19 protein-coding genes and 1 pseudogene are annotated in these 17,386 nt (G+C 40.9%); 12 read left to right on the top strand and 8 right to left on the bottom strand.

From position 1 onward, the window contains the following. Positions 1-51: 51 nt before the first annotated feature. The 5 genes from JIG37_RS04140 to JIG37_RS04160 all read right to left on the bottom strand — a co-directional run bounded on the left by JIG37_RS04140 (position 52) and on the right by JIG37_RS04160 (position 3,941). Positions 52-1,104, bottom strand: coding sequence for an NAD(P)-dependent alcohol dehydrogenase (locus JIG37_RS04140; RefSeq protein ID WP_280517210.1), 1,053 nt, complete (start codon positions 1,102-1,104; stop codon positions 52-54). Positions 1,105-1,144: 40 nt separating this feature from the next. After that, positions 1,145-1,822, bottom strand: coding sequence for an NAD(P)H-binding protein (locus JIG37_RS04145; RefSeq protein WP_199528751.1), 678 nt, complete (start codon positions 1,820-1,822; stop codon positions 1,145-1,147). Between the two features lie 25 nt (positions 1,823-1,847). Next, on the bottom strand, positions 1,848-2,495 hold the full coding sequence (locus JIG37_RS04150) for an SDR family oxidoreductase (RefSeq protein WP_199528752.1): 648 nt from the start codon (positions 2,493-2,495) through the stop codon (positions 1,848-1,850). Between the two features lie 11 nt (positions 2,496-2,506). Further along, complete coding sequence (locus tag JIG37_RS04155) at positions 2,507-2,932, bottom strand: hypothetical protein (RefSeq protein ID WP_199528753.1); 426 nt, start codon at positions 2,930-2,932, stop codon at positions 2,507-2,509. Positions 2,933-3,020: 88 nt separating this feature from the next. Next, positions 3,021-3,941: an alpha/beta hydrolase gene (locus JIG37_RS04160; protein WP_199528754.1), complete on the bottom strand. Its 921-nt coding sequence runs from the start codon at positions 3,939-3,941 to the stop codon at positions 3,021-3,023. A gap of 351 nt (positions 3,942-4,292) precedes the next feature. Between JIG37_RS04160 and JIG37_RS04165 the strand changes: the two genes are divergently transcribed. The 4 genes from JIG37_RS04165 to JIG37_RS04180 all read left to right on the top strand — a co-directional run bounded on the left by JIG37_RS04165 (position 4,293) and on the right by JIG37_RS04180 (position 8,086). Next, entirely contained in the window at positions 4,293-5,204 is a 912-nt protein-coding gene (locus JIG37_RS04165; RefSeq protein WP_199528755.1) for a LysR family transcriptional regulator, read from the top strand. Positions 5,205-5,357: 153 nt separating this feature from the next. Next, positions 5,358-5,570: a DUF2061 domain-containing protein gene (locus JIG37_RS04170; RefSeq protein ID WP_199528756.1), complete on the top strand. Its 213-nt coding sequence runs from the start codon at positions 5,358-5,360 to the stop codon at positions 5,568-5,570. Positions 5,571-5,984: 414 nt separating this feature from the next. Then, the gene (locus JIG37_RS04175; RefSeq protein ID WP_199528757.1) at positions 5,985-7,028 is read left to right on the top strand and encodes an iron-sulfur cluster-binding domain-containing protein; all 1,044 of its coding nucleotides are present in this window, start codon (positions 5,985-5,987) and stop codon (positions 7,026-7,028) included. Next, a complete protein-coding gene (locus JIG37_RS04180) occupies positions 7,025-8,086 on the top strand; it encodes an acyl-CoA desaturase (RefSeq protein ID WP_199528758.1) in 1,062 nt (353 codons plus the stop codon). Before JIG37_RS04175 ends, JIG37_RS04180 begins: the two co-directional genes overlap by 4 nt. Positions 8,087-8,115: 29 nt before the next feature. Here the strand turns inward: JIG37_RS04180 and JIG37_RS04185 are convergent, their stop codons facing one another. Then, positions 8,116-8,472: a helix-turn-helix domain-containing protein gene (locus tag JIG37_RS04185; protein ID WP_054553546.1), complete on the bottom strand. Its 357-nt coding sequence runs from the start codon at positions 8,470-8,472 to the stop codon at positions 8,116-8,118. A 127-nt stretch (positions 8,473-8,599) separates the two neighbouring features. Here JIG37_RS04185 and JIG37_RS04190 point away from each other — a divergent pair, with 127 nt between their 5' ends. The 7 genes and pseudogenes from JIG37_RS04190 (at position 8,600) to JIG37_RS04215 (ending at position 14,162) form a co-directional block, all read left to right on the top strand. Then, complete coding sequence (locus tag JIG37_RS04190; RefSeq protein WP_199528759.1) at positions 8,600-9,181, top strand: NAD(P)H-dependent oxidoreductase; 582 nt, start codon at positions 8,600-8,602, stop codon at positions 9,179-9,181. Between the two features lie 9 nt (positions 9,182-9,190). Continuing rightward, on the top strand, positions 9,191-9,739 hold the full coding sequence (locus JIG37_RS04195) for a redoxin domain-containing protein (RefSeq protein ID WP_054553544.1): 549 nt from the start codon (positions 9,191-9,193) through the stop codon (positions 9,737-9,739). Between the two features lie 9 nt (positions 9,740-9,748). After that, positions 9,749-10,114, top strand: a complete 366-nt coding sequence (locus JIG37_RS04200; protein ID WP_228482482.1) for a hypothetical protein — start codon at positions 9,749-9,751, stop codon at positions 10,112-10,114. Between the two features lie 12 nt (positions 10,115-10,126). Further along, entirely contained in the window at positions 10,127-11,329 is a 1,203-nt protein-coding gene (locus tag JIG37_RS04205; protein ID WP_199528760.1) for a low temperature requirement protein A, read from the top strand. Between the two features lie 169 nt (positions 11,330-11,498). Continuing rightward, positions 11,499-12,401: a TIGR03571 family LLM class oxidoreductase gene (locus JIG37_RS04210; RefSeq protein WP_199528761.1), complete on the top strand. Its 903-nt coding sequence runs from the start codon at positions 11,499-11,501 to the stop codon at positions 12,399-12,401. A gap of 9 nt (positions 12,402-12,410) precedes the next feature. Next, positions 12,411-13,217 (top strand): annotated as a pseudogene (gene dkgB, locus JIG37_RS22625) (2,5-didehydrogluconate reductase DkgB); the annotation flags it as partial. 102 nt (positions 13,218-13,319) lie between these two features. After that, on the top strand, positions 13,320-14,162 hold the full coding sequence (locus JIG37_RS04215) for an alcohol dehydrogenase catalytic domain-containing protein (RefSeq protein WP_244664354.1): 843 nt from the start codon (positions 13,320-13,322) through the stop codon (positions 14,160-14,162). A gap of 37 nt (positions 14,163-14,199) precedes the next feature. Here JIG37_RS04215 and JIG37_RS04220 read toward each other — a convergent pair whose 3' ends face one another. Both JIG37_RS04220 and JIG37_RS04225 read right to left on the bottom strand, forming a co-directional pair. Next, positions 14,200-15,054 (bottom strand): DUF417 family protein, encoded by an 855-nt coding sequence (locus JIG37_RS04220; RefSeq protein WP_199528762.1) that lies wholly within the window; start codon positions 15,052-15,054, stop codon positions 14,200-14,202. A gap of 127 nt (positions 15,055-15,181) precedes the next feature. Next, the gene (locus JIG37_RS04225; protein WP_199528763.1) at positions 15,182-16,330 is read right to left on the bottom strand and encodes an MFS transporter; all 1,149 of its coding nucleotides are present in this window, start codon (positions 16,328-16,330) and stop codon (positions 15,182-15,184) included. A gap of 200 nt (positions 16,331-16,530) precedes the next feature. Between JIG37_RS04225 and JIG37_RS04230 the strand changes: the two genes are divergently transcribed. Then, the gene (locus JIG37_RS04230) at positions 16,531-17,307 is read left to right on the top strand and encodes a DeoR/GlpR family DNA-binding transcription regulator (protein WP_138617865.1); all 777 of its coding nucleotides are present in this window, start codon (positions 16,531-16,533) and stop codon (positions 17,305-17,307) included. Positions 17,308-17,386: the final 79 nt, after the last annotated feature.

Genomic DNA, 17,386 nt, shown 5'->3' on the forward strand with positions numbered 1-17,386 from the left:
GTAGGCTCGACTACCAAGATATTGAAATAGAAGAGCCTTAAAAGGTGATGTTTACTTCAAAGTACTCATATCAATCACAAAGCGATATTTTACGTCTGATTTTAATAACCTTTCATATGCCAAGTTAATGTCTTTTATATCTAACATCTCAATGTCTGCAGTCACATTGTGCTCACCACAAAAATCAAGCATTTGCTGCGTTTCTTCAAGCCCACCAATCAATGAGCCTGTCAGAGTTTTTCCTCTGGCGATAAGTGCTGCTGTTTGTACCGTGGGCTCTAAAGCGCCAAAGAAACCAACTAATACCAACGCACCATCGGGCGCTAGCGTATTAAGGTAAGGGTTAACGTCATGATTATAAGGAACAGTATCAATAATCAGATCGAATGAGCTTTTCACTGACAGCATTTGCGACTCAGAGCTTGATATCACCACATGGTCAGCACCTAACCGATAAGCATCTTCCTCTTTCCCTTTTGAACGGCTAAACAGGGTGACTTCTGCGCCCATAGCTTTAGCTAGTTTAATTCCCATGTGCCCAAGACCGCCAAGGCCGATAACCGCCACTTTTTTACCAGCGCTGATGTTCCAACGTTTTAATGGTGAATACATGGTAATACCCGCACACAATAAAGGTGCAGCGCCTGCAAGATTCAAGTTTTCGGGGATGCTTAAAACAAATCGTTCAGACACAACGATTTTATCTGAGTAACCACCAAAGGTTAACGTGCCATCGTGCCTATCGCGGCTACCATAAGTTGGCACAAATTCATCGCAGTATTGCTCTTGATGATGCTCACATGAACCACATTCGCGGCATGAGTCAACTAAGCAGCCAACACCAACAGATTGGCCGACGCTAAATTTTGTCACACCCTCGCCAACTTTCAGGACGCGACCAATGATTTCGTGACCAGGCACCATTGGGTATTCCTCTGGGCCCCAATCACCTCGTACATGATGGATATCTGTGTGGCAAATACCACAATATAATATTTCAATTTCAACGTCATCGGCTCGAAGATCACGTCTTTCAAATGAATAAGGAACCAGATCTGATTCTGATGAGTGGGCAGCATACCCTTTAACTTGAGAAGGCATCATTTGCTCCTTTTATGTTTTAAATTTAACACGAGAGTTTGCATTAAATTATTTGCTGATCTGCTAATAAATTAATCTGTTCGTTTTCTATGATGTGATTACTGGCTGGCGCCCTTAAAAGAGTTAACATTGCGCGCCCTACCTTTTGAGTATCCGTGATCATAGATGGAAAAAGCGGCTGTAAAACTCGCATCGCCCATCCTGTGTAGCGATAAAGTAATCGATATACTTTTGTTTTTGATTGCTCACCATTTTTAGGGATAATAAGTGCAGGGCGCAGCATATACGCATCCTTAAAGCCCATGTTCAAAAGTGTATTTTCGGTTTTACCTTTAATTCGCGCCCACGCTACATTTCCATGCTCAGTAGAGTCTGTGCCTTTGCCCGACACATAAATAAAGCTCATAGCTGGATTAGCATCAAGCATTGCTTTAGCAACAGCTAAAGGCAAAGTTTGATTCAAAATCTTATAAACATCTTCGTTACTGTCACCAATTGATGTGCCTAAACAAAATAAGCAGGCATCATAGGATGCAAGCGTTTCTTTAATTTCACTTAAATCAAATAAGTTATTGCTCACAATACTCATTAACTTAGGGTGTTCTAATGGCAGTTTACTGCGACCAACCACTAACACCTGCTCAACATCATTAGCATTAAGACATTCTCTTAAAACCGCACTGCCAACCATGCCCGATGCGCCTATTATTACAATCTTCATAGTATCCTCATGTACTCTTTATTCACTAAGCTAGCTCGTAATCAAGTACAGGTTTATCACCTTCTGAATTAGGTTTATTAACCCCTACGTTTGCGTGTGAATAAGTTGCTGGCGATTCAATAATTTGTGTGACTAATGCTGCAACGCTTTTACGCGAAACCACAGTGCCTTTAAATGGCTCATCACGTTGAGTTATTTCATAATCAACTTCATCATGATCAGTCAGCCAAGCTGCTCTTAAAATAGTGTAGTTGAGCAAAGATCCCTCAATTACATCGGCAGCTTTACGATAAGGCCCCAAATACTTGCCAATTTCATTTTCATTCCATTGGCCAAATTTTCCCGGCACTTCTTGATAAATACCCAATGAATTTATAAAGATAAGACGGCTTATTTGAGCATCATTCATTGCCGCCACAATATTTTTTGCTTGCAAGTCAACTTCACCAGCTAGGTTTGCATACACAATGTCATGCCCCTTAATTACCTTTGCCAATCCTTTTTTATTCAGCACATCTCCAACAACCAACTGTGCATTATTTGGCAATTCATAATCGAGTTTGTTTGCATCTCTAAGTAATAGTGTTTGCTCAATGTCAGTATTACCAGCCAGCATCGACACCACCCATTTAGCTATCTGCCCGCTTGCACCTAAGATCAAAACTTTCTTCATTTTTTAACTACCTACGATAATTTAAAAAGGTTATTTAGTGACTCGTCTGCCAACCATCTTTGAGCTGCATAATAAGAATTAAAAATGCGCCACTGATATTTAGAGCTATGAGGTTGCATATTTGCAATTTGTTGGATGTGAGAGGTCCGTTTTACACTATTCACATAAGCGGTTTTTCGCAGACCTATTTCAATCAACTTGGTTTTTTCGATAACACCCAGAGCTTGAAAATCAGGAGTGCCTAGCTCGAATTCAGACACATCAACCAACATTGAGAAATACTTTTGATTCGTCAATTTAATAGAGGAAAATAGCTCATCCATTAGCGACATTTTCCCCTCTAAATTCCAAGCGCCTCTGGCCTTTATTAAAATTATTCCGTTTTGAATTTGCAGACTATATTTGCCATGCGGTAGAAACTGACTTTGAATACACATCGTGAATCTCCTATAAGCTGCTAGCCCAAAACTCATGTGGAAAATTAGCAACTAAAGCGCCTCACTTTTGTGAAGCGCTATTAAGTCATTACAGATTTGCTTGGTAAAATGGAATTAACTTATCTAACGCAATACCTACCGGCTCAGGCTTATCGTATAAGTCGTAATGAGACCAACCTTGAACCTCTACAAGCTCTTTGTTTTTAGATGCCGCTCGGCCAATAATTTCGCAGCCATCTCGATATGCCCCAAAAGCCCCCACTTGGTCACCTACAACAACCATTAATGGTTGTGTCAGCAATACTTCAGCTAGATGAAAAGCATCCCAGCCAACTGCAGCAGCTTGATGTGAATATAATGAACGGTTTACTCCATTTGGTTTACGGCCACGATCTGAACGATAGTATTCAGTTGCACCAAATAAATCTCTTTCTTCATAACCCAAGCGTTTAGCTTCTTCGGGTGATGGAGGCAAAAGATCATCAACTCGTCGCTCTTCACCACGCGCTTCAGCTGTTCGTTGGGCTGCCATCGCTTCTAAAGCTGCAATTGGGTTAAAACCACTGAAGCCTTCACGCATTAAACGACCATAGTTAGCACCCGTTACAGTTCCGACTACTTTGATGCGGCGTTCAGTCATTGCAGCATTGATGGCATAACCGCCACCACCGCAAATACCCAATACACCAATACGGTTTTCATCAACATAAGGTAGTGTAACTAGGTAGTCAGTAACGACGCGGAAGTCTTCAACACGCTGAGTTGGATCTTCAATATAACGCGGCTCACCACCACTCGCGCCTTGATAGCTTGCATCAAATGCAATCACCACAAAGCCCGCTTCAGCTAATGCAGCTCCATATACTTCACCTGATGTCTGCTCTTTACAGCTACCGATTGGGTGTGCGCTAATAATTGCGGCATATTTTTTATCTTCAGAAAAACCAGGAGGGTAATAAATATCCGCAGCGATATCCCAGAATTTGTTTTTTATCATTACACTTTTCATAATCGTCATCCTTATTAGTTCGACGTTAATCTGAAGCTAGATTCAAACTTCAGGTTAAGATTAAATATTGATTTGCATATTGCTAACTGAGACTAAAACCCTTTGCTACCTTCGTTTCAGTTTCAGCTGATGTGTTAAATATAGAGCTCACATTAGACTTGAACAAGAGCACAATAATGACTACAGTGTTAAGCATTAGTTTACAATAAGTAGTTTCACTTTTTAGTTAACCCTGTTTCTGATTTATTAAATTGATTTTTAAAACAATAAAATTGCTGGTTAATGAAGCAATCTATCCCTGATTAAAGCTTTTAACCTGTCTTCTACACTTAAAATATTGAGAAAGCGTTTATGGATCCTTCATTATTACCTTCACTATTATGGTTCGTTCGCATAGCGCAGATAAAAAGCTTTACCAAAGTTGCTAAAGAATATGGAATTACACGGGCAGCTCTATCACAAAATCTAAAAAGCCTTGAGCAAAAACTTGATACCACATTGATATTTAGAACAACCAGAGACATGTCACTTACTGAAGAAGGGCAACTGCTGTTAGACGCTATCTCCCCTGCTTTTGGCTCAATTGACCGCGCAGTTAGAAATTTAGGTCAATCTCATGATGAGCCTTCCGGTTTATTGCGGGTAAATACCCCTAAAGTTGTCGCTAATTACTTAATTGAGCCACATATCAATGAGTTTCTAACTCGTTATCCAAAGCTGAAAATTGAATTAGTTATGGATGATGGCTTAGCCAATATAATTGCTGAAGGGTGTGATGCAGGTATTCGATTAGGCGAATCACTGGCTGAACATGTTGTCGCAATTCCCATTACACCAATGCTAGAAATGTCTGTGGTGGGTACGCCCGAGTATTTTAAGCAATACGGCATACCTCAATCACCCGCTGATTTAGTCAATCACAACTGCTTAGGATTCAGAAATGCAACCAGCCACGCATTGTATTCTTGGGAATTTACCTCCCCAGAGCCCAACGGCGGAGACCTAGAAGTTCAGCCAAATGGCAGGCTGATCACCAACGATGACGAAGGAATGATACGTGCAGGCTTAAAGGGTATAGGCTTAATTCAGCACATTAATTTTGCAGTCCAAAAGCACATTGAAAATGGCAATTTTGTGCGTGTTTTAGATCAGTGGTGCCCGCCTTTTACCGGTTTTTATCTGTATGTTCCATCAAGAGAAAACATGCCTGCAAAAACCCGAGCGTTTATCGATTTTCTGAAAGAAAAAAGAGAACAGCTTTAGCAGGAACACGTTTAGTTACGCGACGAGTGTGCATGGGTGTGCCACAAATGCATTCCATTTAATCAATCACTACAATCTTTTTATTCCATTTTAAAGATGAAAAAGAATGAGCAATACTAAACGCATCAAATTATGAGAGTTAGGGTATTCAAAATGATTAAGACAGTTACTTTTGCAATGATGCACTTCGCAATCGCTTTTACAGTGACTTACTTTTTAACAGGTAGTTTTTTAATTGGTGGCTTGGTCGCCATTGTTGAGCCAGCTGTGAACACTGTTGCGTTTTACTTCCACGATAAAGTGTGGCGTAAAGTTGAGAGTCAAAATCGCTTTAAACAAGATTCAGATGGGATAATGTTTGCCTAACTAATAACTAGGTTAAATGGGCTCACAAACCAACGAATACCCCCATATTACACCTCTAACTGTAAATTAAGCTTTGCCACTAGAGCCGTTGGCAGAGCTACAGACCACAACCGCTAAAGCTGTTTTTAATTAACAGCCGAAATTATCGAGCCCTTTTAAGAATTCTTAGTATAAGAGTGCAATACTTTTTCTTCCCAAGACGAATGCCGAACCACATTGAAAAAGAAACTGTACAACATTGATTCTTAAAGAAAAAACACCAATTTATTTAACTCTTTTTCTTAAATTTAAACTCCTAATAGCGGCTAACGCCCTCTAATTTAGAGCTAATACTCAAATTAGACTTGCAATTATCACATTTCAGCTTACACTCGTGCGCCAAGTGAGCGTGCAGTTGTAAGCTAAAGGCGAAAAATGAGAGCGTTATTAAATTCATTATCAAAACATTTATTGCATTATCAGTCATGGGCAGGATACTGGGAGCCGGTGGTTCAGTGCTTTAAACCAGGCTGGCGCGAAGGCTACTTTCGTGCACAAGTAAAACATGTACAGGTGTTTGCTGAACAAAGCGTTGAGTTGATTATTGAGCCAGAAAAAGCATGGCCAGTTCATCAAGCAGGCCAGCACATTGCGTTAACAATTCAAACAAATGGACGATTGCTTACGCGCGTGTTTACCATCGCAAGCGAACCACAATTGGCAAGGCAGCAGCGACAAATTCGTTTATTGATCCGCAGCCAAGAAATCGGCGCATTTACGTCTAAGCTTACAAACTTGAGAACAGGGCAATGGCTTAATATTTCTGAGCCTAAAGGCCAGTTTGTTATGCCAAATACCGCGCGTTCTTTAATCATGCTTGCCGGTGGCTCAGGCATTACGCCATTTATAGCCATGCTTAAATCTTTACCTACAGATAGCAAACAAACGATTACACTGCTTTATTATGCAAAGCCAAACAGCCACTGGCTTAAAGATGAGCTTGATCAACGAAAGCAATCACTGAGCAATTTTGATTATCACCTACTTGAGCGCAACAAAGATGGCGATGCGACGACATGGCTGACAACAAACGCGCATAAACACTGGTTAGTCTGTGGCCCAGCTGCTTTGTATAAGCAAGCAGCCGCTTTAGCTAAGCAATTAAATACGCCAATCGACAGTGAGCATTTCAGTGCAGTCCCTGCTGCTGTAGTAACCTCTGATAAGCACGATTTAACACTCACTCATCAGGGCAAAACATTCACGATTGATAACCAACAAACCTTACTGACCCACTTACAAGCGAATAAGCAACCTGTGACAGTTGGCTGTGGTATGGGGATTTGCCATCAATGCCAATGCGTCAAAAAGCAAGGCATCGTGCGTGATATTCGCACCGGTGAGCTCTCTGATAGCTCAGAGCAGTTAATTCAACTTTGTATATCGCAACCAGTCAGTGACGTGGAGTTATCAGCATGAACACAACAAAAACAGTCAATTATGAAAAATTAGCAGCTCAACTCGATAGCGTTAAAGCAGATGTAAAATCAAAACTCGGTGAACAAGACGCGAAATACATTCGCCGCGTTATTGTTTGCCAGCGAGTGTTTGAATGGAGTGGCCGAATTCTATTAATGCTAGGCTTTATTCAGCCTGTTTTATGGCTCGTGGGTGTGCTTAGTTTAGCCACTGCAAAAATCCTCGATAACATGGAAATTGGCCACAATGTGATGCATGGCCAATACGATTGGATGAATGATAAATACATAAATTCAAAGTCTTACGAGTGGGATATAGCGTGCGATGGAGCTAGTTGGAACCGTGTTCACAACTACGAGCACCACACCTATACCAATATTATTGGTAAAGATCGCGACTTCGGTTATGGATTACTACGCTTATCGAATGACTTTCGTTGGCGGATAAAAAACCTGTGGCAATTTGTCACTTACCTATTGCTCAGTGTGCTGTTCCAATGGGGTGTGTCGTACCATGAAATGGCTGCCGAGCGAGTATTTTTTGGCAAGAAAAAAGATGACCGCGATTACAAAGTACCGCACAGTGAACTGAAAAAGCGCTTTTTTAGTAAAGGGGCACGCCAGCTAGTGAAAGACTATCTGCTCTTTCCAATGCTTGCTGGGCCTTTATTTTTGTGGGTTTTAACGGGCAACCTTGCCGCTAATTTATTACGTAACCTATGGACCTCAACCATTATCTTTTGCGGGCACTTTACCGGTGAAGTAGAAACATTTAACCAACAAGACTGCGAAAATGAATCACAAGGCCAGTGGTATTACCGCCAAGCGTTAGGCTCATCAAATATCAAAGGGGGTAACCTGTTTCATGTAATGACTGGGCACTTGAGCTATCAAATAGAACATCACTTATTCCCAGATTTACCCGCAAAACGCTACCGCGAAATTGCCCCTAAGGTGCAAGCTATCTTTAAAGAGCACGGTATCCACTACAATACCGGCGGCTTCTTTCGCCAGTACTTTTCTGTTGTAAAACGGATTGTGCGCTACTCTTTTCCGTAATTGATGAACGCCAGTGCACAGCGCTGGCGTTAAATCTCATTCGATTCAGACCAAACTCTTAACTCATCGAGTATATGCAGTGCTGAGCGGCCAAAGTCAGTAAGCTCATAGGTCACCGCTATCGGGCGCGTGCTAATAACATGACGGGTGATCATCGCTCTACTTTCAAGCTCTTTTAGACGTTGGTCTATCATCTTTTTACTTGCGCCACCGAGCATGCGCGTTAAATCATTAAAACGCACAGGGCCATCTTTTAAATGATAGATAATAGATCCCGTCCATTTACCGCCAATCAAACGCATGCCTTTTTCAATTGCACACGGTTCCATGCAAGCATTTAAAACTTTTTTTCTACCCTTACTATCTGTTTCTACTGAACTTTCCAAAACATCCTCGCATTTTTCAGCCTAGTTACAAAAAGGTGACTGGTTGATTAAATAATCTAGGTTACTATTATATACCACAGAATGTATTTTGAACACGATAAAGTAACTAGCAAACGGATACTCAACTATGAAAAACGTATTAATTCTTAACGCACATCACTATTACCCTTTTTCTGAAGGTAAGTTAAATGCTGCTTTAATCGAAAAAGCCGACGCTTTTTTTAAAGCAAAAGGCTATCAAACTCGCGTGGTTAATACACAAGACGAATTTGATGTAGAAACTGAACTTGAGAACCATCAATGGGCAGATATCGTCTTTTTGCAATCACCTATTAACTGGATGGGCATGACTTGGTCATTCAAAAAATACATGGATGAAGTGTACACAGCGGGCATGGGGGGAGCGCTTTGCCATGGTGATGGTCGTCATCAAGACAATCCAAAAGCCAATTACGGTAAAGGCGGCACCTTGAATAACACTCAATATATGATGTCGCTGACTTTAAATGCACCTGCAGAATCATTTGCAGATGCCAGTGACTTTTTTGAAGGTAAAAGTGTTGATGACCTTGTTTTCCCAATGCATATGAACTTTAAGTTTTTCGGTATGCAAGTGATGCCAACTTTCGCCTGTTATGACGTGATGAAAAATGCAGACATCGACAGCGACTTTGCGCGCTTTGAAAAACACTTAAACGACAACTTTTAAGGAACACTCATGAGTAACGAATCTGTTTATAGCAACAAACTCCATCCGGGCAGTGCATTTCCTAGTATTAGTGCTGCACTTTTAAATGGTGAAGAGGCTGTTCTTGGTCAACCTCAACACGGTGCAAGCTGGCAGCTTGTTGTTGTTTATCGTGGTAAGCATTGCCCTTTATGTACCCGCTACTTAAATAGCCTCGAGCAATACAAAGCGGCGCTATTAGAAACGGGTGTTGATGTAATTGCTGTTTCAGGTGATAGCAAAGAGCAGCTAGAAGCGCATTTAGAGCAGCTATCTGTGTCATTTCCACTTGCTTACGGTTTGACTACAGAGCAAATGCAAGCATTAGGTACTTACATTTCTGATCCCCGTTCACCACAAGAAACGGATCACCCTTTCGCAGAGCCTGCACTGTTTGTGGTTAACGAGCAAGGTAAAGTACATGTGGTTGATTATTCTAATAATCCTTTTGTAAGACCTGATTTAGCAACTTTGGTAAGCGGGCTTAATTGGATACGCGACCCAAAAAATAATTACCCAATTCGCGGTATGCATAAGTAGAGTGTAGCCATGAGCAAAATGACAGCTTTGCTAATTGGCTTGGTGAGCACAATTATGTGCTCACAACATGCTTTTTCAGCACAACTTCCCCATGCACATATTGCTTCACCCAATCACTATGAAGTATTGCTAGATAACAGTGAAGTACTTGTTTTACGTATGACTTTAGCACCAGGTGAGCAAGATAATTGGCATAAGCATAATGCTGAAACAGTCTATTTTGAGACAGGTGGTAAAGCGACCATCAGTACTAAAGAGTCACAAACAACAATTGAGATCCCTAATGGCTATGTGATGTGGCATGACGCATGGACTCATCAAGTCAAAAATGAGGGTGAAACCACCATCACTGCAATTATTGTCGAAAGGAAATAGGTAGGATCAATTATGGCATTAGAAAACCACCCAATGTGGCGCTTACCTAAGCATCACCTAGATTTAAAAAGTTCACATGACCATGTTCATTGGGTTGAATTATTTTATGACCTTATCCATGTGGTAATCATTTTTTTGCTAGGTAATTTTTTGAGCGAACACTTACATTTAAGTGGTTTTCTTACATTTGCAGGTTTGTTCATCACCGTATGGTTTGCGTGGGCTGACTCCAGCGTTTTTAATTCACTCTATGTCAGTACTGATGTAAAACACCGGCTGATCATGGCCTGCCAAATTGTTACCGCCATGGTTATGGCTGCCTCGATCCCTCATGTACTTGATAAAGGTTGGACATATTTTGCATTAGCCTATGCAGCTAATCGCCTTATTACAGCTTATTTATTTCATCGCACCAATCAATTGGGGGTCGAATCAACAAAATTAGCACGCAGTGTGAGCCGTAACTACTTTGCTCTTGCCATCATTTTTGCTACCACAGCATTTATGCCTGCCCCCTATCGTTATTGGGTGTTTGGCGCTGCGATTGCCGCTATCCAAGTTTTATATATGGCTCCAAAAATTGGTGTACTTGAAAATAAACGCTTTTTACCACGCCTTGGGCATATGTCTGAGCGCTTCGCCCTTTTACTACTTATTGTCGTAGGCGAAGGTTTCTTTAAATTGGTGATTACTTTATCTGAAAAAGGAGTTTATAAAGTCGACCCCACTGTACTGGCTAACTTTATGTTTGGTGGTATTGCGGTATTTGTGCAATGCTGGATTTACTTTGATTTTGTTGGCAATGGTAAACCTAAAAATCAACACAAATGGACACTCGTAAGTTGGTGGTTAGCTCACCTATTTTTAATGCTATGTGCAGTTATGGTTGGCGTTGCACTCGCCGGCGAAGTGAAAGCCGGGTTTTGGCAGCCGTACCCCCTAAAATATGGTGTCATTGGTTGTGTAGGGTTAGCAGGCTACTTATTAAGCTTATTGTGGATCCAGCTAATGATCGAACATCGCGTAGCCCATCGTTTTGCTACAGCCAAAGTAAGAATGTTTGGCGTTATACTTGCTTTAGTTACCATTCCCATTTTACCCCATGTGCCTTCGCTCATTGGCAACTTACTTTGGGGCACTGCACTGATTTCACAAATTGCCTACCCAGTCACTCGCGCATACTTTACCCTTTCAAAAGAAGAAGCTAATTCATAACAGTTAAAACACCTTTGCAAAAACGACAAAGGTGTTTTGTTATCCTTGCTGTTTTTCGCAAATAAATTTAGCGCCACAATACCCTCATTACTTAATCATAAATCACTTTCAGGGCGGCATTAAATTGTTAAGTATTGCTTAGCTATCTCCCTTAAAGTTTGGAGTCATAATGAGTTTTGATAAATTAGCGCAAAAACCATTCTCAATTGGGGTTGAACTTCCACTTGATAATGATTGGGCACATTTCAATCAACAATCAAATCAATCATTTGGGATCCCTAATTTAGCTAACCATGAATCACTTGTTCAACTTGCTGATGAGCTTGGCTACGCAGCGGCATGGGTTCGCGACGTACCGATTTATGACCCGCAATTTGGTGATGCCGCCCAAGTTTATGAAACCTTCAGTTACCTTGGCTACTTAGCAGCTAAAACCAAGAATATATTACTTGGCACCGCAGCGGTGGTATTGCCATTGCGCCAACCTTGGCTTGTTAAAAAGGCAGCAAATACTGTGCAAGCGCTTAGTAATGATCGGCTAATTTTAGGTGTTGCCAGCGGTGATAGACCTATTGAATATCCTTTATTCGATATTGATTTTGCAAGCCGTGGTGAGCAACTACGTGAATCTGTTTCGCTACTAAAAGGCGCCCCTAAGCGACCTTTAGAAGCGGGTCAAAAGCTACTACCAGAAGTGAAAAATTTCCCACTTTATGTAGCAGGTCTTGCTCAGCAAAGCCCTCAATGGGTTGGCGAAAACATGGACGGCTGGCTTGCTTACCCAGGCACACCAGATGATCATCAAAAGCGTGTCGCTTTGTGGCGAGAGGTCGCAGGAAATAAGCCGTACGTTAGTTTTATTCATTTAAATTTATTAGATGATCCTGATGCACCTATAAAACGTCATCGTTTTGGGGTTGAAACAGGCGTCAACGGACTCATCTCAGAGCTAAAGGCAATGAAAAATGCCGGTGTGAATCACATCGGCCTGCACTTTAGACGTAACGAATTACCCATTGAATGGGCATTAAAGCACATCGGCGAACATGTTTTGCCCACGTTCCATAATTAAGGAGTTATGATGTCACAATCAATTATGCCAAAACTGGGTTTTGGTACATTTAGATTACAAGACAAAGTTGCATATCAAAGTGTGCTAACAGCTATTGAAGAGGGCTTTAGACACATCGACACTGCGCAAATTTACGGTAACGAAGAAGCTGTTGGCCGAGCGATTAAAGACAGTGGTGTTGCACGTGGTGAGTTATTTATTACCACCAAAGTATGGAATGATAAGTTAAATAAAACGGACTTTATTAACAGCGTAAAAGAGAGCCTGACTAAACTACAACTAGATTACGTCGATTTACTGCTTATTCATTGGCCAAGCCCAGCCAATGGCGAAAGCATGCATGAGTATTTAACTGAGTTACAATCAGCAAAAGAGCTTGGTTTAACGAAAGAAATTGGTGTTTCAAACTTTACCATTGCACAAATGGAAGAAGCCTTAAGTATTTTGCCAAAAGGCGCGTTATTTACCAATCAAGTTGAAGTTCACCCCTACCTAACCAACCAAAAAGTACGTGATTTTTGTGCCCAAAACGACATTCTCGTTACCGGCTATATGCCATTTGCGGTAGGTAAAGTACTTAAAGATCCAACCATTAAAGCGATTGCAGACAAACACCAAGTGAGCACCGCTGAAGTGGTCATTGCTTGGGAATTAGCGCATGACATGGTGACGATACCGTCATCGACCAAACGCGAAAATATGGCTACCAACTTAAAAGCCCTTTCGCTTAGCTTAAGCCAAGACGAGATCAATCAAATTGATGCCCTTAGTTGCGGCGACAGGCAAGCAAACCCTGATTTTGCTCCTGACTGGGATCATGATGAAGTAAAGACAACTCATGCTTGGCAGTTTCAAGGTGCTGATAAAGCACTCGCTTTGGGATTGAAAGCTGTACCAGCACTTAAAGCAGGGCAAATTTTGGTCCGAAACCTAGCGGTTGGTATTAATCCAGTTGATTGGAAGTTTATTCAAGCTGACCCTATAAATTGGGCAGATACACATACACCTGGTGTAGACGGTGCTGGGGTTGTTGAGCAGGTAGGCGATGGCGTCGATAGCAAACTAATAGGTAAAACAGTCGCTTATCATCATAGCTTGAGTGAAAACGGCAGCTTTGCTAAACACACAGTACTTTATGCAGACCGTGTTATGCAGGTGCCAAAAGGGTTAGCCGCTAATGTTGCTGCTGCATTACCTTGCCCACTGCTTACTGCATGGCAAGCTTTTAGCAAAATACCATTACGCAAAGACGAAAAAGTATTAGTAACCGGCATGGGAGCTGTTAATAAACTGCTGACACAAATGCTGAATCACAGTGGCTTTGAAGTACATGCTTTATCAAAAAGCCTAACGACTGAGCAAGCCGAAAAGCTTGGCGTTAAGTTAATATTACGCGACGCACCATCTGAAGGTGGCTACTTTGCACTCTTTGATGCTAATGGCCCTGAAGAAGCTAAAAAGCTAGTGCCACTTCTACAGGCAAATGGTCATGTGATCAGTATTTTAGGACGCATTGAAACCCCAGTCGATGAACCATTCACGCGCACTATTTCTTATCATGAAATTGCCCTTGGTGCATTACACGATTATGGTGATTCACAGCAATGGCAACGTCTTGTAAGTGATGGCGAAAAGCTCCTTAATGACATTGCGTCGGGTACTTTAAATGTTGAAGAACCCACTGACTTTGAATTTAACAATCTCAATGATGCCCTTGAGTTTTCTAAAGTTCAAAAGCAAAAAGCCGTTGTAGTTGTTTAGTTATCATTTAAAAGGCCTCTTCTGAGGCCTTTTTATTTTATTCTGCCATTTCTTTAGGTGTATTGTTGAATACAGCTAAATGATAAATAATCACTAAATTCGCTATAAACCACAGATCTTTAATTACAAACTGACCTAATCGCTCAAACACTGTTACGCTGCTAAGCGCATTAGGTGCGGTAATTAAAAATGTTTGTGTCATGATAAATACCGAGCAACAGGCTAGTCCAGCAAGTAAAATAAGTTTCGCATTTCTGATATACAAGCCAACACCTAACAGCGCCACACTCAAAATATCAAATATGCCAATCGCATTTGATGCCCCTTGCACGCTAAAAACAATATACAACCAAGACATAAACGGTGAAGACTCAACAAGGCTAACAATCGCATTTGCTTCAAAAGCAAAAAACTTCATTGCGCCAATCCAAACCAACACTAATGCCACCGATGCATAATTCAAAGCAACATGCGCTTTATCACTCAAAACATCTTTGTAAAACACAAATAAAAATAAAGGAATAACAGCAAAATACTTAATAATACCCTGCCCCGAACCAATTACTGGAAAACCCCCTTCACTTGCAAGCCAACGATTTGCACTGAGCAATGTAAGTAAACAGGTAAGTGCAATAATAAGAGCTGTCACGGTGGGAAGCGCCCTATTAATAAATCCTAAATGAGAATGAAGGCTGGTAATACCTACAAAACAAAGTGCAAAGCCTGCAATCATACTCATGAGATGGTCAGGTACCTGAGTCTCTAAACCATAAAACGAAAATATACTGCCAATAGCATTGGGGTTTGCCCCCAAAATAAAAGACAAACCCAATAAAGAAAAACTGATAGTAATAAGTGCAATCACTAAATTATTTGATGTACGTAAATTCATTTAAACCCCTCTATAAAACTCAATTAGAAGACCTAAGTTAGGGATAAAAACATTCACCATTTTATAATTTACTATCACCTTTTCCTGTTAAATACATATAACCTTTTGAATAATAACAATTATAAAGTTAGTCATGTGAAACTTTCACAAAGAGTGAAAAGATAGTCGCCAAAGCAATTAACATCGCTATTACGACCAATGCAGACGCAAGTGAAGAAAAATGTGCAATTTGACCGACACTTGCAGGCCCCATTAATACACCTAAATAACCAAATGTTGTTACAGCAGGAATTGCCGTAGCTTGCGACATGTAGGTTTGCTTCCCTGCCGCAGAAAACATAATTGGTACAACGTTGGCACAACCTATTCCCATTAACACATAACCAAATAGCGCAACATAAAAGCTCATTGATACAATAGCGATTATCAAGCCAAGGCTTGCTACTAAACCACTTATAGTCAGAACAGCCCTTTGCCCATGCTTTGCAATAATGCGATCGCCAAATAAGCGCCCTAAAGTCATTGTGACTGAAAAGCTAAAAATCCCTAATGCCGCCATTCCTGTTGATGCATTTTGATAATCAATTAAATATATTCCGCTCCAATCTAAAACGGTTCCCTCTGCGAGAAACATTGCAAAGCAAATAATGCCAATTAAAATCACCGGGCCTTTTGGGAGCGCAAATGCAGGACCTTCATTGGGGCTTGCAAAAGGAAGTAAGTCTCTCTTTGCGAAGATCAAACACAGTAATACTATCGCCGCCATTAGCATACAGATTTCGAATGCCGAAAAACCAGCAATTAGCAGCATTGCTACAGCACCCGCCCCTAAAATACCGCCTAAACTGTAAAAGCCATGAAAACCAGACATAAGTGAAAGCTTAGAACGTTCTTCAACCAACACAGCCTGAATGTTCATAACACAATCAGTTGCGCCGATAGAAAGGCCAAAAATCACCAGTAAAGTTGCCAAGCTAGCCACACTATTTACTAAAGCAAAAAATGGTAGGCAAAAAATAATCATCATCGTTGAGAGCTGTAATACACGTTTACAACCATACTTAGTTGCGAGCGCACCTGATACAGGCATAGCAAATATTGCACCTGCACCAAGGCACAAAAGCAACAACCCTAAAGTACTCTCATCAATGCCAATATGCGCTTTAATTACTGGTATGAGCGATGCCCACGTAGCCGTGGCTAAACCTGCACACAAAAATAGTAACCTTGTAACGAGTACTTCGCGCTTTTTAAACGGATACTTTTCTAACAACATCAAACAAAACCTTACATAAAACATCACAATCGAGCAGGGTAAGTGACTAGGTTAAAACCCGTCACCTTCCCTCATTCCAGTTTATAACTAAACTAAGGCTTAGTTATTGAGCTATTTAACTCTAAATAATCACAAAATTGCTAAAACGAGCATGCAATGCTACATTAGCTTTAGTTTAAACTGCTCACTTGTGATTATTTATGCTCGATTATGCTTCATTCCCAGATCAGAGGCAAGCACTGATCAAAGATCATTTACAACAAACCGGCCGAGTTGTGTGTGTTCAATTAGCCAAAGAACTTAATGTCTCAGAACATACGATCCGCCGAGATCTGCAAGAATTAGCAAATCAAGGGGTGTGTAAAAAAGTGTATGGCGGCGCTGTCATTAATGCACAAAATGATGGCAGTTTAGTGCAACGAATGGTTTTAAATAGTGACCGTAAGCAGCTTTTAGCTAAAGCGTGTATTCCTTACTTTAAAGAGCATGCATTTATTTTTATTGATTCTGGCAGTACCAATTTAGCCATTGCAAGTATGATCCCACACGATCTTACCTTAACGGTGGTTACCCACACGCCTGCAATTGCTATTGCACTACAATCACACCAACAATGTGATGTGATTCTGTTAGGTGGAAAAATAAGTAAGCAACAAGGCGCTGCAATTGGTAGTTGCTCGTTAAAGCAATTACAAACAATGCATTTTGACCTAGCAGTTTTAGGTGCTTGCGCAATCGATGCCGAGGTGGGTGTTTCAGCGTTTGACGTTGAAGATGCACAGTTTAAACACGCTATAGTAAAACAAAGCAATAATGTATTAATCGCCGTTACTGAAGAAAAACTGTCTTCAGTCGCAAGGCATAAAGTGACAGCGTTAGACGCTATTTCTGTTTTAGTTACTGATGCCAAGAAAAACGATATAAAACTCGCTGAATTTAAAGACACTGAATTAGAACTTGTCTGTACCTCTGAATAAATTAAAACAGCAATTTTGTTCAAGTTTTTAGGTTGCCAGCTTCGCTATATTGGCGTAGGAATAATAACGAAGCGCACAC

This window comes from Pseudoalteromonas sp. bablab_jr010 (assembly GCF_016464105.1).
In the GTDB taxonomy this organism is placed as follows: Bacteria; Pseudomonadota; Gammaproteobacteria; order Enterobacterales; family Alteromonadaceae; genus Pseudoalteromonas; species Pseudoalteromonas simplex.

Coding starts and splice junctions, on each gene's coding strand:
- JIG37_RS04140 (WP_280517210.1), bottom strand. CDS start 1,104: ATGATGCCTTCTCAAGTTAAAGGGTATGCTGCCCACTCATCAGAATCA.
- JIG37_RS04145 (WP_199528751.1), bottom strand. CDS start 1,822: ATGAAGATTGTAATAATAGGCGCATCGGGCATGGTTGGCAGTGCGGTT.
- JIG37_RS04150 (WP_199528752.1), bottom strand. CDS start 2,495: ATGAAGAAAGTTTTGATCTTAGGTGCAAGCGGGCAGATAGCTAAATGG.
- JIG37_RS04155 (WP_199528753.1), bottom strand. CDS start 2,932: ATGTGTATTCAAAGTCAGTTTCTACCGCATGGCAAATATAGTCTGCAA.
- JIG37_RS04160 (WP_199528754.1), bottom strand. CDS start 3,941: ATGAAAAGTGTAATGATAAAAAACAAATTCTGGGATATCGCTGCGGAT.
- JIG37_RS04165 (WP_199528755.1), top strand. CDS start 4,293: ATGGATCCTTCATTATTACCTTCACTATTATGGTTCGTTCGCATAGCG.
- JIG37_RS04170 (WP_199528756.1), top strand. CDS start 5,358: ATGATTAAGACAGTTACTTTTGCAATGATGCACTTCGCAATCGCTTTT.
- JIG37_RS04175 (WP_199528757.1), top strand. CDS start 5,985: ATGAGAGCGTTATTAAATTCATTATCAAAACATTTATTGCATTATCAG.
- JIG37_RS04180 (WP_199528758.1), top strand. CDS start 7,025: ATGAACACAACAAAAACAGTCAATTATGAAAAATTAGCAGCTCAACTC.
- JIG37_RS04190 (WP_199528759.1), top strand. CDS start 8,600: ATGAAAAACGTATTAATTCTTAACGCACATCACTATTACCCTTTTTCT.
- JIG37_RS04195 (WP_054553544.1), top strand. CDS start 9,191: ATGAGTAACGAATCTGTTTATAGCAACAAACTCCATCCGGGCAGTGCA.
- JIG37_RS04200 (WP_228482482.1), top strand. CDS start 9,749: ATGAGCAAAATGACAGCTTTGCTAATTGGCTTGGTGAGCACAATTATG.
- JIG37_RS04205 (WP_199528760.1), top strand. CDS start 10,127: ATGGCATTAGAAAACCACCCAATGTGGCGCTTACCTAAGCATCACCTA.
- JIG37_RS04210 (WP_199528761.1), top strand. CDS start 11,499: ATGAGTTTTGATAAATTAGCGCAAAAACCATTCTCAATTGGGGTTGAA.
- JIG37_RS04220 (WP_199528762.1), bottom strand. CDS start 15,054: ATGAATTTACGTACATCAAATAATTTAGTGATTGCACTTATTACTATC.
- JIG37_RS04225 (WP_199528763.1), bottom strand. CDS start 16,330: ATGTTGTTAGAAAAGTATCCGTTTAAAAAGCGCGAAGTACTCGTTACA.
- JIG37_RS04230 (WP_138617865.1), top strand. CDS start 16,531: ATGCTCGATTATGCTTCATTCCCAGATCAGAGGCAAGCACTGATCAAA.